This window comes from Prolixibacteraceae bacterium (assembly GCA_019720755.1).
Classification (GTDB): Bacteria; Bacteroidota; Bacteroidia; order Bacteroidales; family Prolixibacteraceae; genus Halosquirtibacter; species Halosquirtibacter laminarini.
This window is the reverse complement of the sequence record CP081303.1, coordinates 2,738,147-2,754,854: the sequence shown is the minus strand read 5'-3', so window position 1 is coordinate 2,754,854 and position 16,708 is coordinate 2,738,147. Positions and strand designations below refer to the sequence as shown.

The 16,708-nt window shown below is 33.5% G+C and carries 10 protein-coding genes; 7 read left to right on the top strand and 3 right to left on the bottom strand.

Translation table 11 applies throughout. The annotated features are described in order from the left end of the window. The first annotated feature begins 405 nt into the window (after nucleotides 1-405). The gene (locus K4L44_10755) at nucleotides 406-774 is read left to right on the top strand and encodes a type II toxin-antitoxin system RnlB family antitoxin (GenBank protein QZE13068.1); all 369 of its coding nucleotides are present in this window, start codon (nucleotides 406-408) and stop codon (nucleotides 772-774) included. Between the two features lie 134 nt (nucleotides 775-908). Here K4L44_10755 and K4L44_10750 read toward each other — a convergent pair whose 3' ends face one another. Together K4L44_10750 and K4L44_10745 are read right to left on the bottom strand one after the other, a co-directional pair. Next, on the bottom strand, nucleotides 909-1,370 hold the full coding sequence (locus K4L44_10750; protein QZE13067.1) for a hypothetical protein: 462 nt from the start codon (nucleotides 1,368-1,370) through the stop codon (nucleotides 909-911). A gap of 542 nt (nucleotides 1,371-1,912) precedes the next feature. Continuing rightward, the gene (locus K4L44_10745) at nucleotides 1,913-2,119 is read right to left on the bottom strand and encodes a hypothetical protein (protein QZE13066.1); all 207 of its coding nucleotides are present in this window, start codon (nucleotides 2,117-2,119) and stop codon (nucleotides 1,913-1,915) included. Between the two features lie 1,207 nt (nucleotides 2,120-3,326). Between K4L44_10745 and K4L44_10740 the strand changes: the two genes are divergently transcribed. The 5 genes from K4L44_10740 to K4L44_10720 all read left to right on the top strand — a co-directional run bounded on the left by K4L44_10740 (nucleotide 3,327) and on the right by K4L44_10720 (nucleotide 11,054). Then, nucleotides 3,327-5,780 carry a DUF5686 and carboxypeptidase regulatory-like domain-containing protein gene (locus tag K4L44_10740; protein ID QZE13065.1) on the top strand — a complete coding sequence of 818 codons (2,454 nt, stop codon included), beginning with the start codon at nucleotides 3,327-3,329 and terminating at the stop codon, nucleotides 5,778-5,780. Nucleotides 5,781-5,791: 11 nt separating this feature from the next. Further along, complete coding sequence (locus tag K4L44_10735; GenBank protein QZE13064.1) at nucleotides 5,792-7,621, top strand: sulfatase-like hydrolase/transferase; 1,830 nt, start codon at nucleotides 5,792-5,794, stop codon at nucleotides 7,619-7,621. 97 nt (nucleotides 7,622-7,718) lie between these two features. Further along, nucleotides 7,719-8,897 (top strand): aminotransferase class I/II-fold pyridoxal phosphate-dependent enzyme, encoded by a 1,179-nt coding sequence (locus K4L44_10730; GenBank protein QZE15995.1) that lies wholly within the window; start codon nucleotides 7,719-7,721, stop codon nucleotides 8,895-8,897. Next, complete coding sequence (locus tag K4L44_10725; protein QZE13063.1) at nucleotides 8,882-10,000, top strand: GNAT family N-acetyltransferase; 1,119 nt, start codon at nucleotides 8,882-8,884, stop codon at nucleotides 9,998-10,000. The genes K4L44_10730 and K4L44_10725 overlap by 16 nt, the downstream gene beginning before the upstream one ends. A gap of 49 nt (nucleotides 10,001-10,049) precedes the next feature. Continuing rightward, nucleotides 10,050-11,054, top strand: coding sequence for an SDR family NAD(P)-dependent oxidoreductase (locus K4L44_10720; GenBank protein QZE13062.1), 1,005 nt, complete (start codon nucleotides 10,050-10,052; stop codon nucleotides 11,052-11,054). Between the two features lie 578 nt (nucleotides 11,055-11,632). On the opposite strand, the gene K4L44_10715 is transcribed toward K4L44_10720, so the two are convergent. Then, a complete protein-coding gene (locus K4L44_10715) occupies nucleotides 11,633-11,872 on the bottom strand; it encodes a hypothetical protein (GenBank protein QZE13061.1) in 240 nt (79 codons plus the stop codon). Nucleotides 11,873-12,149: 277 nt separating this feature from the next. Between K4L44_10715 and K4L44_10710 the strand changes: the two genes are divergently transcribed. Next, nucleotides 12,150-16,277, top strand: coding sequence for a DEAD/DEAH box helicase (locus tag K4L44_10710; GenBank protein QZE13060.1), 4,128 nt, complete (start codon nucleotides 12,150-12,152; stop codon nucleotides 16,275-16,277). Nucleotides 16,278-16,708: the final 431 nt, after the last annotated feature.

Sequence of the window (16,708 nt, the reverse complement as noted above, 5' to 3'; positions counted from 1 at the left end):
TGTATCATGAAGTCCAAAGAACGTTTTAGGGCTCGTAGTGTTGTGGGGATTTATCCCAATTAGGCAACCTCTTGTTGGTTTTCGTATGATTCTTTGATGTGAATTGATTTATGGTCTTTGGGGATGGAATTTAATTCTGTAGGTGTACAGTTCTATTACATATTTATATTTCATTTTTGTATCTATCGATTTTAGTTTATTGAATTTTGTATTTCATATACAGTGTGCTATATTGCAATATGTTATTTTGTATTTGAAATACAAGGATTAAAAGTTTGCGTGTAAGGTTTTATATGTTTAATTGTATTAGAAGTAGTTGTTTTGCTTAATTGTTAGAATTTAGCGAAGCTCACAATATTGTGATTGAAGGTTTGAAGTGGATTGATGAAGTATTTAAAGCAAGATATGACAAATAGTTTATTTCATATTGAAGAGATTTATAAGGGGACAATTTTGGTTGTCCCTAAAAGTTATATGCGTACTGAATACTACCTTTCAGAATTAAATGACTTTATCAAGATTCATTTTAGTCATGTACGATATCTGATTATGGATCTGTTGATGAAGAATGGGATGCGAAATAGATTCTTTACGGCTTCTGTTGCTGAGAAAGGAATATTGATGAATTCGTTTCAACCCTTGTCTCGATTAGATCAAATAGTAGAGCGTCAATCTAATATGTTTTTTTCAAATAATATGCATTTGATAGAGCACTCTTCTTTAACGATGCCTCAAAGATTTCTGTTTAAAAAGAAGATTGAGAAGATGAACTGACTCTTTCTTGATCTTATCTCTTGTTGTTTATTTTTAGGGTTTTAATTGTAGTCTGTTTTTGTGCAGTATCTTTTTTTACTTTTAGCCGAGCCTATTTTATAATGTCTTTTACAGGGGCAGGGAGAGATCTGATCTTACGATGTTATTTTATGGTTTTTATCTAACCAACATAGAAAGAAGACGGAACTGTTTCGAAATCCATGAACTCGAATCTTTTTATTCACTCTTAATTCTAATATTGTAATATCTTGAGATAGATTTTCCTTGAAAGAGGAGTCTGGGTAATTTTTGATTGGGATTACTGTATATCCTACACCAGACTTGTTGCTTTTTCGAGCAGAAGCGTAAACATCTTTCCATGTCAACTCATGAAGTTTTGTGTTGAAATTCCAGAACTCTTTCATCTCTTTTTTGCTCCATTCCGAAAAGCACTGAAAGTCGTGTTGAAGGTGTTTGATAGAAATAAAGACTTTTAAGTCATTTCCTGTTTTGTTTAGATCAAGATGAAAAGCTGCATCTTGATCAATGTATTTGGTTTTGTTTCGTTGAGATGCATTATTCGGGATCAGACTTTTTTTCAAATGTTTATTCCTCATTCTTAAGCTTCGAGTAGTAACGAATCATTGAATTTAACCAGCAAGTAAAGAAATTGTCTAATTTAGAAATATTGACTCCTATTAATGCAGTAGATGAAATACTTAACGTAAATAAAAAAAATAAAAGAAGCAGATGGTTTATATAACAGAGCTGTGTCTAAAGTAAGACAACCTATTGAAGCAATGTTCTTTTGGTTAATCGAGAAAACAGAAATACAAAGAGCTAGTAAGGTCTACAAAAGGATTAATGGTACATGTATTTGGTAAACTCACGGCACTATTTATTAATTATGTTTTGAACCCTTGATTCACATATATACTACTGGTATTCTTAGTCATTAGCGCTTTATAGAAGAAATTACTATAGAATATATTTATCCGTTTTTTGTTCATATACGCAATTCATGGAAGAACCTTTTTTGTTTTCAATTTAATAAAAATTTACAGGGCTTGTTCAAGAGATTTAAGCAGCAAAGAAATCGTGTATTTTATCAGTGTTGTATACAAATTCTTTTCTTAAAATATTTAAGTTGTTTTAACTATTATAGTTTCTCGTAATGACGAACCATATTACGATGAATTTTATTCATCCTTAGATGATTATAGCTTATCAGAATCGAGATAATAAACAGCGTTATCACAAAAGCAAATTCGTACTTAGGTCCTACATGACTCCGATTATCTTCTAATTTAACTTGTGATTTATCATTGAATCTTCTAATTTCGGCACTTGAAAGATCGTTATTCATAATTTATATCTGTTTTTACAAATCAAAATATAATATGAATAGTTGACCTTTTATCATTTAAATAACTCATAAACAAGCCCTGTATGTGATTACTTGTCTGACTGGTTTCCAAATTTAGGATCATATCAAGTATTCTGTAATCGCCTTAATCGTTTCTGTGGAGCTTTTACTAGATTGTCTGAGTTATTACTTGAAGATACTCAATCTATTGATTGTATTATCGATCAATGTTATGCCAATTATAATGTGCTATTGTAATCGTAAAAGCAAGGTGGTCAACGAAGTAGCCAATAAATGATATTGTTCTTCGAAAGTCGTTTGCTGTTATTGAATGAAACTCCATATGCTAGGAATGAGACGATAAGATATTTTACCATTTTTGAGTAAATTCTTTTTACTCCTGTGTATGTGAACGATATTGTTGTTTACAAGAAGAGGTAGTCGGGGATGAGAAACAGAACCTTCTTCGGAGATAAAATATACATGCTTAATGAATTTTGCCAGCAAGTGAAAAACTGTATAATTCAGAAATATTAACTCCTATTAATGCAGTAAATGAAATACTTATGATCAACAAAGAGAAGAAGCAGTAGATGATTTATATAATATAACTGTGACTAAAGTAAGACAAACTATTGAAGCAATGTTCTCTTGGTTAACCGAGAAAACAGAAATACAAAGAGCTAGTAAGATAAGGTCTACAAAAGGAATAATGGAACATGTATATGGTAAACTAACGGTAGCATTTCTTAATTGTATTTTGAGTTTTTGGTTTGCATATAATGCTGGTAATCATAGTATATAGCGCTTTGTGTAAGAAGTAACTATAGGATATATTTTCAAGTCATTTGTTTATATAGGCGATTTATGGAAGAACCATAAAAATGCTTAGTAAATGTCTTTTAAGTCTCTGTCATTTAAGTGAATCGAAGTTAGCCTATAAATAACATGAGTGGTTATTTAATTGATTATGTAAGTTGTGGTTTGAGACATGTATCTATTGGCCTTTAAAGGTGAATTGTTGCTATATGTTATTTTTAATATGGTTTAAGTGTTTATGAAAGTTAATAATATAAAACCTAAATACTATTAAACTATATTCGCAGTTATTATAAGGAAATATATGCAATAGGATGTTGCAAAGAGAATCAATTTTAATTATATTTATAAACTTTCATTTTTGCATTATATGTTAAAATTAGTGACTGTGCTAACTTTTTTGTTTTCGTTTTCTACACTTCATCTTTTTGGTGAAGGGATCAAGGGAAAGATAGTGGATTCAAAGACAAAAGAAGCTCTGCCTTTTGTTCAAATACTTGTTAAAGGCACCTATATCGGTGTCGTTACAAATGTAGATGGAGAATTTAAATTAGAGATCCCCTCTCTCCCTGCTGAGCTTGTTGTGCGTTATCTTGGCTATAACTCCATGACTTACAATGTAACTTCATATAAACAAGACATTCAAATTGTTTTAGAACAGGAGAATATTAATTTGGAAACGGTATTGGTTGTTCCCAATAAATCGTATGATAAAATACTTCTTAGAAAGATCATAAAAAACCGCAAAAAGAACAATCCTGACAATCGCAGAAATGTCTCTTTTCGTGATTATTCTCGAACGTCAGTATTTCTTAATAATATAAACAAAGAGAGTATATCTAATTCAAAGATTTTCAAGAATCAGGTGGATGCGATGATAAGCATTTCAGATTCTACTGTGATGATGCCTTTCTTCTTAGAAGAGAATATCACCGATTGTTATCGACACAAAAAAGGAGAAAAAGATAGTTTGCACGTTATTTTGAGTCAAAATAATGCAGTGATGACAGAGGTGAAGGATCAAATCAAGGGAGTGCTTAACAAACGATTAACTTCAGATGTAAATTTCTATAAGAGTCAAATTGTTGTATTTCAACGTGGTTTTCCTAGTCCGATTTCAAAACTGTCATCCCTATATTATAATACATATTTAACAGACAGTATTTCAGATGGTGAGTACAAGCAGTATAAGTTCAAGTTCTTTCCAAAAAGTAAGAAAAATATCACTTTCTCTGGATACTTTTGGGTGGATAGTGAAACATGGTCTTTAACAGAGGTACACGCAGAACTCCCTAATGAAGCCAACATTAATTTTGTGAATAATTTTTCTGTATCAGTCAATTATGCTAAAGATGCCCAAGGGAAATGGTTTTATAACCAGCAAAAAGTGAAGTTAGATCTTTCTATATTCAAAAAAAAGGATGAGCTAGATGGTAAGCCTCTATTGGTTCAAAAGGTCAATACTTATCGTGTGTTAGACCAAAGAAAACAAGGGGTTTCAACACATTTAGTTGCGACAGGAAGACAAGATTCTATACTTCAGTCAGTTCGTATTTATGCCCCGATGGATAGTATGGAACAGAAGGCTGAAGTAGGCATAAATAAATTAAAAAATAATGTTCTTCTTAAAAATATCGATCGATTTGGTGCAATGACACTTAATGGTTATTATAATCTAAATAAAATAGATATCGGACCCTATTTTGCATTTTATTCCACCAATGAGATTGAGGGTAGCAAGGTAACACTTCCTTTACGAACAAGTGCAAAGATGTTTGATAATTTTACTGTCGGAGGATATCTTGGCTATGGTTTCAAAAGTAAAGCCTTTGACTATGGTGCAAATATCGGCTATCAGTTTAGATCTCCTAAAAGAGCAATTATATCGAGTAAATATCATTATGATTATTTCGATCTAACACGAAATAAATTTATGGAATTTATTCAAGAGAATCCATATCAAAAAGGGGGTGGGAATATCATCTCTTCTTATACTTCATTTGAACCGAATCCATATGTGATGAAAAATCAACATTTAGATCTTGCTTTTGAGTATGAAGTTTCGAAGAGCTTAGGTTTTATGTGGAGAGGTTCTGTAAATAGAAATTATAGCAATCTCAATGTTCCGTTTGTTTCTGATGGAAAATCGTTACCATATTTTGATACGCAATCCATATTGTTTGATACTCGTTTTTCATTTGATCAAGATTATGATGAATTGTTTTTTTCTAGAATTTATTATGGTAATGAAAAACCTATTATTCATGTTGGAATGCTATTGGGGCATTACAATATAAATAATTTAGATGTGCCAAAGTCTGGGTATTATGCTCAGTTGAACATATCATTTAAAAATCGAGTTAATATTGGACCAACCTTTTTGAAAACATTAATTGAATTTGGTGGTATTATAGGAGATGTCCCATATCCGGTATTGAATATGACAAAAGGTTCGAGAGATCTTGGTTCTGCTAGATATCACTATAACCTTTTACATCACACTTCTTATATCAGTGATATATACTTAAATACGCATTTAGCATATAATACTGGTGGAATTCTTTTTAACAAGATTCCGTTGATTAAGAATCTAAATCTTAGAGAAATGTTTACGTTTAAGGCATACTATGGAAAGCTAACGGGAAATCATAATAGTGTGATGGAGATTCCTTCATTCTTTACAACATCTAGTAATGTCCCATACATGGAGACAAGTGTTGGTGTTACAAATATTTTCAAATGTCTTCGTGTTGAATATGTCTATCGTATTAATAAAGATAAAAGTTTTGATAGCTTCTCTGATAGAAGTGGAATACGATGTCGTATAGAGGTTACGTTCTAAAAACGATTAAAATGATTAAATCTGTAAAGAGAGTCACTTTTTTGATGGGTTCGATGCTACTGATTCTTCAGTTGTGTAGAATCTTATTTGTGTTATTTAACTATTCATTATTTCAAAATGTCTCCATCGAAAAGTATATTCCTATTTTTTTAGTTGGTTTAAGATATGATATCGCAACCTTATGTCTTTATAATACGCCATTATTGATTCTTTTTCTTCAATTTTATCGATATACTTATAATAAAATCATAGAATCTGTATTGATGACGCTCTTTGTTATTGTAAATACGGTTATTCTTATTACAAACTTAGTCGATGTTTTCTATTTCGCTTTTACGTTGAAAAGAATCACATTTTCGATTTTTGATTATTTGGGAACGCAGGCGAATATGGAAAGTTTAGGACTAGAGTTTCTTTTTACTTATTGGTATGCTTTTGTTCTTTTATTTATATTATTGATTGTTCTGTTTCTAGTTTTCAAGAGATCCAAAACATGGGTTGAGAACAAAAAAGAAACAAATAACAACGTTTATCCGATAGTGATATGCTTTGTTTTTATGTGGGGTATTGGTATGAAAGGATGCATTGATATATCTTCGAGGTGTTTAAGATCCGTAGATTCGGTATCTTCTCTTCATGAACCTATTACTGCTTCTATATCTCTAAACTCTGCATATTCTTTATGGGAGTCTGCTCTATATCCTTGTATAAAGATTTCTGATAATAGGTCGGTAGAGAAGAAAAATATTGTTTCGCCAGTAGTCCCTGTGAATAAAAATGTTATCGTGATCATTTTGGAAAGTTTCACTGCTGAAGCTTCCAAGTTGTTGAATTCAGAAGGAGTTGGTTATACTCCTTTTTTGGACTCATTAATGCAGAACAGCTATTATTTCTCTCATGCGACTGCGAATGGTCGTAAAAGTATTGATGCACTTCCTGCAGTTTTTGCATCAATCCCTGCAATGCAAACACCATATATTCTGCAAAAAGAGAAGAAACCTGTTGCTACATTGCCAAAACAACTAAGCGAGTTAGGATACGAAACATATTTCTTTCATGGCTCACATAATGCCACAATGGGGTTTCGTGATTTTTGCAAATTTAGTGGTGTGGCTAATTATCGTGGATTAGATCAGTATCCTTTCCCAAAAAGAGATTTTGATGGGACATGGGGGATTTGGGATGAACCATATCTAAAATATATGGCTCATGAGCTAGACAATGGACCCAAACCTTTCTTCTCCACTGTATTCACCCTTACATCGCACAATCCTTTTGTGTTACCTTCTGAATATAACGGGAAATTTCCTCAAGGAGAGAATGGTATTGAGCCAACGATTTCTTATACAGATCATGCTCTACGTATGTTTTTTAAAGAAGTTAGTCTAATGCCGTGGTATAACAATACTCTTTTTGTTATTACTGCCGATCACTCCATTAAAGCTTGGCATAAAAATTATGCAACTTCAGAAAAAGCATTTCATATTCCGCTCATTTTTTTTGATCCGGGGAATGACTTGAAAGGAGTCGATTGTCAAAGTGCGCAACAAATAGATATTTATCCAACGGTGATGGAGTATCTGAATATCCCTGTTTCCGTAGACATTCCAGGCCATAATCTTTTTGACCCAGATCAACCAAAGTTTTCAATTTCGATCATCAACGAGTGTTATCAATTTACAATGGATCGTATGTTGTATCAATATGATGGAGAGAGTGTTATTGCAATTTATGATCTTGAATCTGATCCATTGGAAGAGTATAATTTAGTTGCAAATAAGAGCGATTACACTGCTGATATAGATATTCTGAGATCTTGGATAAAAAAGTATCAACATTAAGAGTACACATATCTTCTATATAGAACAATTTATTTAAATCATTAAAACGTTTTAAAGAATGAGTAAATATGATTTTGTCAGAAACAATAATCTGATAATGCAAGCAAGACTGCTTAAGGAAGCAGATATGTATCCTTATTTTAAAGAAATTTCTTCTAATCAATCGGATACTAGTATCATTGATGGGAAAGAGGTTTTAATGTTTGGATCGAACAATTATCTTGGATTAAATAACCATCCTGAGGTTAAGGAGGCAAGTATCCAAGCAATTAAAAAATATGGTACTTCTTGTACAGGAAGCCGTTTTATGAATGGTACTATTGACCTTCACCATAAACTTGAAAATGAATTAGCCGAATGGCTAGGAAAAGAACGCACTATTGTATTTCCTACAGGGTTTCAGGTTAATACGGGAGTTATTCCTGCTATGGTTGGTAAAAACGATTATATATTAATTGATGAACTAGACCATGCATCTATTATTGATGGGTGTCGTATGAGTATGGCACAACGAATAAAATACCGTCATAATTCTCCTATGAGTTTGGAGCAGAAGTTAAATCATATCTCTTCTAAAAAGGGGACTAAGCTAATTGTAACGGACGGTATCTTCTCTATGGATGGTGACATTGCTAGATTAGATAAAATTGTTGAAGTCGCAAAAAAACATGATGCGTTCACTTTTGTAGATTGTGCCCATGCTATTGGAGTTATTGGCAATCATGGTGCGGGAACTTCCTCTCACTATGGAGTAACGGATGAAGTAGACCTTATTGGGGGTACCTTTAGCAAATCTTTGGCTTCTGTTGGTGGATTTGTGGCAGGATCCAATGATATCATTGAATATCTTAACCATGCGTCTAGAACCTATATGTTTAGTGCAAGTCTTCCTCCTTCATCTACGGCTTCTGCTTTGGCAACACTTCGTGTTATTCGTTCAGATGACTCTCATAGATTGCGTCTTTGGGATAACACATTGTATGCAATACGATGTATGAAAGAGATAGGATTCGATATTGGTATGGCAGAAACTCCCATCATTCCAATTTATGTTCGTGATAGTGTACTAACATTTCAAATAGCGAGAGATATTTTAAAAAGAGGTATATATGTAAATCCTGTTGTAGCTCCTGGAGTTAAAGAGAATGATGCATTGCTACGTTTTTCTCTTACTGCGGTTCATACAAAAGAACAAATTGACTTTGCAATCGAAAATATTGCGGCAGTTCTCAAAGAACATAATATTTTAAAAGGTGAATTATGTCAATTGAGATAAAGGAAGTTTCTTCTAAAAAAGATATAAAGAAATTTATCAAATTTTATACGGATCTCTATAAGGAAAATAAACAAGTAGCTTTCCCCCTCCATTTAGATGAACAAAAATGTCTGAGTGATGAAAATCCAGCACTCTCTTTTTGTCGTGTCAAATATTTCTTGGCTTGGAAACAAAATAAAATTGTAGGACGTATTTGTGCTATTATTAATACAAGAGAGCAAAAGAAGATTAATAAAAAAATTGGTCGATTTGGTTTGTTCGACTTTATTGATGATAAAAATGTTTCTCACTTGCTAATGGAGAAAGCATGTGAATGGTTGAAGAGTGAAGGGGTGGATATTGTCCATGGCCCTATGGGCTTTACCGATATGGATCGTCAAGGGTTGTTAATTGAAGGTCATGATCGTGATGGTACAATGGCGACAAATTACAATTTCCCTTATTATGAAATGCATATTGATGCTTTAGAGTTCTCGAAAAGTACCGATTGGATTGAGTTTCTTTTGTATCCCGAGGAGAAAGTATTGAGTCGTATCGGTAAGCTTTCGTCTCGTTGTAAAAAAATCCATAATTTGAGAAGTGTATATTTCTCTTCTCGTAGAGAGCTAAAGAAACATGCAGATGAGATATTTTCGCTGATAAATGACTCTTATAAAGATCTGTATGGCTATATAGAACTTGATGAGGCTCAAAAGAAGTATTATACTAAAACGTATCTTAGTTTCGTAAACCTCAAGATGATAGGGGTGGTAATGGATCATAATGATAAAATTGTTGGTGTAGGTATTAGTATGCCTTCTTTTACGAAAGCACTTCAAAAAGCAAGAGGGAAACTTTTTCCAATGGGGGTGTTTCATATGTTTCGTGCCTTAAAGAAAAATGATTGTGCAGACCTTTATCTTATTGCTGTCGATAAAGAGTATCAAGGAAAAGGGGTGAATGCAATCATTATGCATGATATTACCAAGGGTGCATTCGATCTAGGTATCACAAAAGCTGAAACCAATATCGAATTGGAGGATAACAAAAAAATACATCAAATGTGGCGTTTCTTTAACGGAGAACAACATAAAAGAAGACGTTGTTACATCAAGTCTCTATAACTTTATTTTCCCCAGAGTAGGTCTCTGGGGAAAACTTAAACTTCACTATATGGCTAATATTCTAATTACTGGAGCTACTGGTTTTATCGGTAGTTTCCTTGTCGAGAAGTGTCTAGCTCAAGGGCACCATGTTATTGCTGGAGTCCGTAGTTCAAGTAAATTGAACCTGCTTCCTGTCGATAAGATTCAGCTTCTAACACTCAATTTAGCAGATCCAAACCATTTGGTTAAGGTGTGGAATGAATTAAATGAGAGTGGAGTTGATATTGATTATGTGATTCATAATGCAGGAGTTACTATTGCAACGACTCAAAATCAATATGATAAAGTAAACTTTCGGTGTACTCAGAATTTGTATGATAGTTTAAGTCACTTGTCAACTTCTCCTAAAAAGTTCGTCTTTATTAGTAGCCTTGCTGCGATGGGGCCTGGAAATCCTATTTCAGGAAAACCTGTTGGCATAGAGGATATACCAAATCCTGTGACGGCTTATGGACGTAGCAAAAGAAAAGCAGAAATATTTTTACAAGATCAATCTACTATACCCTATATTATTATCAGGCCTACTGCGGTGTATGGTCCTCGAGATAAAGATTTTCTTGAGATATTTAGTGTCATACGATGGAGACTTGAACCATATCTGGCTAATCCTAAGCAACAGCTCTCTTTTATTCATGTAGAAGATCTTGTAACAGTCATTGAGAATGTCACCACGTCTAATATCATAAATAGAATTTTTCAAGTATCTGATGGGAACACTTATAGCGTAGAGTATTTTATGCTTCAAGCCAAAGCAGTGTTAAACGTGAAAACATTAAGAATTAAGATCCCAAAATTTATTCTCAAATTCATTGTGGAGATAATGGAGTTGAAAATAAAGATCTTTAAGGTTCCATCTAATCTGAATAGGGACAAATATAAAGAACTTACTGCAATGAATTGGGCTTGTGATAATAATCATTTGTATCAGGAATTAGGGATTAAACCTAAGTATAATATTAAATCAGGCCTTAAAAATGTACTTTCTTGGTACCAAAAAGAGGGACTCTTATGAAGATGATACTGTCTCTTTTAATTTCGTTTTTTTTTGTGGTTCTTCCATGAATCGTGTATATGAAAAAAAACGGGTAACCATATTGTAAATATTCAGGCTCTTTTTGAGTGGAAAAACCTAATAAAATCCTCTATCACGTTGTTTTAGTGCCCATGTTGATAATGATAGGCTGTGTTGTTGATTACTTTGAGTATTCATTTTTTCTAAGTTCTCAAGATAAATGAATCTTTGTAATCATGAGAGCAGTGGCTTGTTTATAACAAGAGAATCGAGTATTAAAAATGCAGGTTGAGTCGTTATTGAAAGAAATAGACAGCGTTATGTCAAAAGTCAGAGCTTTATCGAAAGAGAATGCTATACTTCATGAAAAAGTGAAAGATATTGAAGATAAACTTTCCAATAATCATAAAAATAGTGTGAATACATAAAGGTTGTATCCCTTCGAATATCAAAGCTGCTGTTTAATAAGGTTCTCATTTGCATTCTTTAAATGTAAGTTTGTACATTGAGGATTATATCCCTTTAAATCGTATTGGTTCTTGTGGAAGAGCTTACATCATTTAAAGTAGGAGATGGCACTATTGTGAATATTTTAAATCAAGCCAAAGAGGTGCTGTCTCCTTTATATAACACTCTTCAAGTAAATGACGATTAAATTCCATAAAATCAAAAGACTTCGCAAATTGTTTTCTATAGGTCAGTTCGTTTTTGGTGCCATAACGAGCCAATTGTAAAAAATTTATTTTCCCTATAATGCTTAATAATAGGCAAAATGTCTCAATTATAAAATTACGTCTTACTCGTCCAATATTTGACATCTTGTAAAGGGCTTTCTCAATACAGGAAGTATATCTCTTTTGTTTTATCAGTGATTTGCTTAAATATTGTCATCCTAATCTTTAAAGTGTTGAAAATTAATGATGTAATAAAATAAAACAACTAAATTAATGGAAGTCAAATATTTGTGTGAACAAACACCTAAATATTGTGGTGTAAGAGATTAAAAAAAAGTTAAGATACTGATTGTAGTCAGATTTGTAGTGGACTATGACGAATTTTTTGTTGTTTTATGGTTACAATCCAAAAAAAGAGAAAATGGGATCTAATGTTGAAATAAATAAGAATAAATATGCGTCTGAGCTTTATTGCTATGCATGTCACTTTATGGAACTTATGGAAGTGTGTGATGTAGAACTGTTCAAACGATGCCTTTGGAGTTTAAAGTTAGAATGCGAAGTTTCTAAGAATTATACTTTAGCTAAATTAGAACATTTTATCTCAGATTTACTTGAGATAAAAATATTACATAAGGATCAGGATGGATGTGTTGTTTTTAGTTATAACAATTGGGAAGATGAGGTTCATGGAAAACTTTATAGTGATAGTGAGTTTGGAGTGGTGATGATGAAAGCCATCGAAAAGGATGAGCAATTGTCTTTTGAAGGGAAGGTATTTGTTGCTTTACAACTTTGTGAACCTAGGTTTTGTGTTGATTTTCTTGTTTCTGGATTGAAACGAGATGAGAGTCACAATGTTATTGATTTATATAGAATAATAGAGAATCAGAGAAGGATTGCTGATAAACTGTTTGCTTTACCAATGCTTTACTCTAATGAGGCCATCTTAGATGAACTTTTGGTGCAAATCGATGTTTGTTCTGATCATTTTCAGCCTGAGGTCATAAGTCGGATAATCGAACTTATAGTCACTTATACGCCAAATAAAATCTTATTTAGTTTAGTAAAGATTCATCCTCGTTTAACCGAATTAAAGAAGCTTACTTATGAAGAAAGGATTGGAGCTCCTCTTTTTGTTGGTAATAAGAAGTATATAGGTGAGCTTATTCAGCGTGTAGGAGAAGAGTTTAATGAATATAAATTGCCTTGGTTTGATAATCTTGGTTCCCTGAGATCTGTCCCCATAAATGAACTTAATCAATGGACTAATGGTCATATGAACCATACCAAAAAGAAGTTGTTTGTTCCTGGTCTTCGTGGGCTATTTATCGCATTTATTTTGGTAAAAAATAATGATGATAAATCGATTAAAGCACTTCTTTCTCTTGCCAATGATGGGATTTCAAATTATAAAGTACCCACCTATAGAATTGAAGCGTTTTATTTCTTGTCTTATAAGTTTTTACGACTTTATGCTAGAGCCCATCAGGGAAAAGAGCTCAATAGTCGAAGCGCTTGGTTAAATTTGTATCAAGAGTTGGAAGACTTTGCTGATATTCCGTGGATTATAGGTGTTTGGGTTGCAAGATGGCTAGGCTTTCCATCTCTCATAATTAGAATTATTAAAAGCAATAGAGATGAGATTGAAGGATTGAAAGAAAACACATATATTCAACGTGTTTTGGTGGAGTGTAATGAGATTGTTTCTACAGAAAAAGACTCAGAAGATAAAATCCCTTTTGATTTCTTTCTAAAAGATGACTTCTATACCTATCACTTTTTAGATAAAAAGGAGCCGTGGGTTAAGGCGCTCAAAATGATACAGTCGCTCAGTATGGAAGAGTCTAAACATTCCAATTCGTGTGTGATGTGGATTTTGAGTGATTTCGGTTTCTATATGGAGCTGAATGCTTATGAGCGATCTTATGGTGCAAAAGGATTAAATAAAGGAAGAAAGCTTTCATTTTCAAAGCTGAATACTTCTCCACCATCCTCTGCAAGTATTATTGATATAGAGGTAGCCAATTGCTATGAAGAAGATCGCTATGGTGACATGAACACTTCCTGCTTTGGGAAAATGTTATATGTTTTGCGAAAACATCCTCATGTTTATTCAAACAAAGATTATGAGTACCGGATTGAGATCACAGAATATCCTTTTATTGTTGAAATAGTTAAGAGTAAAAATATCTATTATATTACGGGAAATAGAGAGGTTGAAAAAAATTACTCTTATTATTTTGACAGTGATACCAATGTCTTTGTGACCAAAGCATCGGATATAGAGATTAAGTTCTCTAAAATATTGGTAGAGTGTGGAAATTGTATTGAAGTTCCAGAAGAACAATGGTCTGAATTTCAAGTGAGTTTAAAAGGGCTTTCAACCAAGCTTTTTATCGATGGTGATCCGAATGAAGCGACTGTATCTGTACAGGAGAGTGTCGCAAGACCTATGGTGCAGATGTGCCCTATTGGTGATCTGTTGAGAGTCGACTTTATGATTAAACATCATGATATTCAGAATTATTTGAGTCAGATTGCGTGCGAGTCAAGAGATTTAGTGATTGAAGGCACAGGGCGTTCTTTTTTGGTTCGAACAGATCAAGAGAAAGAGATCAAGCTGCGTAGAGAGGTGATTAAAGCATTTAAAGATACGGATTTTGACTTTCAGGAGGAAGATCTTTCATTAACTTCAAGTGATATACTAGAGTCTTTAAAGTTGATGACATTTGTCAAAGAGAACTTTCCTTCATGGACGATGTTATGGCCAGAAGGAGAGTTTTTTAAATTGTCAAATACTATTACTGAAAAAGATCTAAATGTCGAGGTAAAATCTAGCAATGGTTGGTTTGATTTGAGCAGTCAATGGCAATTGGATAAGGATAATGTTATTTCATTGGTGGAGCTTATGAAACGCACCAATAATGGACACAATCGTTTTATTAAATTGGATGAAAGTCATTATGTGTCAATGAGTGAGTCGTTACAGAAAAAGATACAAAAGGTTGCTGCTTTGGGAGTAACTTCTACAGAGGATAACGAATCACTTCGAATACATCCTATGTTAATGGACGTGTTTGACGATTGGATGGACCATGAGGATGTAAAGGTGAGTTCTGATTGGAAGAAACATCATGAGAAGATCCAGAAAATAGATAGAAAGAATTTTGTGGTGTCCAAGGAGTATAAGGCTGAGTTACGGAGCTATCAAAAGGAAGGTTTTCAGTGGTTGTGTAAATTGTATGAACTAGGTTTAGGTGCTTGTTTGGCTGATGATATGGGGTTGGGTAAAACAATTCAGATTCTCGCACTACTCGATAAATATAAAGCCCAAGGACCATCTGTGGTGGTTGCTCCTTCTTCTGTTGTGTCGAACTGGGAGAGAGAGATTTCTCGATTTGCTTGTGCGTTAAATTGCAAGATCCTTCCATTAAAGAATAGACCGAAATTTATTCAGTCTTTAACCCATAGTGATGTCCTTGTTATAAGCTATGGTGTGTTGCAATCGAATACCTCCTTGTTGGAAAGTAGAACTTGGAATGTGGTTGCTTTGGATGAAGCCCATGCCATAAAAAACAACCAAACTTCTCGTTCTAAAGCCGTGATGAATCTAGAAGCAAAGTTTCGAATTGCAGCAACAGGAACACCTGTACAGAACCACTTGGGAGAGCTTTGGAATCTGTTTCAATTTCTAATACCAGGTTTGTTAGGCGATTACAAATCTTTTCAGTTGAAGTATCTTAATGGCGAGAGTGTCGATAAGAATAGAGAGCTTTTAAAGAGATTGTTTCGTCCTTTTTTGCTGCGAAGAACGAAAGGTGAAGTGTTAACCGAGCTTCCCAAAAAGACAGAGATTGTTCGAGAGGTAGAATTATCGAGTGAAGAGAAAGATTATTATGAGGCTTGTCGTATTATGGCACAGCAGAATATAGAGAATGCAGAGCCGCAAAAAGCACGATTCCAAGTTCTTGCTGAGATTACAAGATTGCGTCAAGCATGTTTGTCAAGTGCTTTGGTAGATGGTGAAATGAAAGTAGATAGTTCTAAACTAAGAGATTTTGAGACTCTTCTGAATACCATTGTTGATGGCGACCATAAAGTGCTTGTGTTTAGTCAGTTCACGGGGTATTTGAAAATGATCGAATCTCAAGTGAAAAGATTGGGGTATGAGTATTGTTATTTGGATGGTACTATGAGCAAGGCTAAGCGTAATAAACAGATTCAGATGTTTCAAGAGGGAACTCCCAAAGTGTTTCTTATCAGCTTGAAAGCTGGTGGAGTTGGGTTAAACCTTACCGCAGCCGATTATGTAATTCATATGGATCCGTGGTGGAATCCAGCGATTGAAGATCAGGCTACAGACCGCGCTCATCGTATGGGGCAAGATAAGCCTGTGACCGTTTATCGCTTGATAACCAAAGGAACCATCGAAGAGAAGATTATAGGGCTACATGAAACCAAAAGAAATCTTGCCGATCAAATTCTAGAGGGAACAGATACTTCATCTACTCTTGATCTAGAGGATCTTAGATCGTTACTTTTGTAGTTTCTTGCTCCGTATGTCTAGAAGCTAGATGTTTGTTTTTTTTTGATGTATTTGTTGTGTGAACCAAAACACCTATAAGTAAGACAGTAATTTGTTTAGGTGTTTTAGGTTCACGAACAATTTTAATGGGTGAAATTAGTGGATTAACAGCAGTGTTGAATTTGGAAAATGAATTTCTGATTGTTGCGATTTCTTGAGCGTATCGTCACTTGGCTTTGTTTTAGATAGAAATTAATGAATATACGAGATTGTTTTTTGTAGAATCAGATTTTAGTATTTTGTATTTCGATGTAGATGAAGGCGGTATTGTGGTTGTTTTTTGATTATAGCTTATTAAAAGAGTGAAAAAAATGAACTTTTTTTTATTTGTTATATCAGTAAATCAAATATTTGCTTTATATTTGCACGCAGTTGTTTAAAAACGATATTGT

Bases quoted from the DNA above. Each gene is read 5' to 3' on its own strand.
- K4L44_10725 (QZE13063.1), top strand. From the start codon at position 8,882: ATGTCAATTGAGATAAAGGAAGTTTCTTCTAAAAAAGATATAAAGAAA.
- K4L44_10720 (QZE13062.1), top strand. From the start codon at position 10,050: ATGGCTAATATTCTAATTACTGGAGCTACTGGTTTTATCGGTAGTTTC.
- K4L44_10730 (QZE15995.1), top strand. From the start codon at position 7,719: ATGCAAGCAAGACTGCTTAAGGAAGCAGATATGTATCCTTATTTTAAA.
- K4L44_10710 (QZE13060.1), top strand. From the start codon at position 12,150: ATGGGATCTAATGTTGAAATAAATAAGAATAAATATGCGTCTGAGCTT.
- K4L44_10735 (QZE13064.1), top strand. From the start codon at position 5,792: ATGATTAAATCTGTAAAGAGAGTCACTTTTTTGATGGGTTCGATGCTA.
- K4L44_10755 (QZE13068.1), top strand. From the start codon at position 406: ATGACAAATAGTTTATTTCATATTGAAGAGATTTATAAGGGGACAATT.
- K4L44_10745 (QZE13066.1), bottom strand. From the start codon at position 2,119: ATGAATAACGATCTTTCAAGTGCCGAAATTAGAAGATTCAATGATAAA.
- K4L44_10715 (QZE13061.1), bottom strand. From the start codon at position 11,872: ATGTCAAATATTGGACGAGTAAGACGTAATTTTATAATTGAGACATTT.
- K4L44_10750 (QZE13067.1), bottom strand. From the start codon at position 1,370: ATGAGGAATAAACATTTGAAAAAAAGTCTGATCCCGAATAATGCATCT.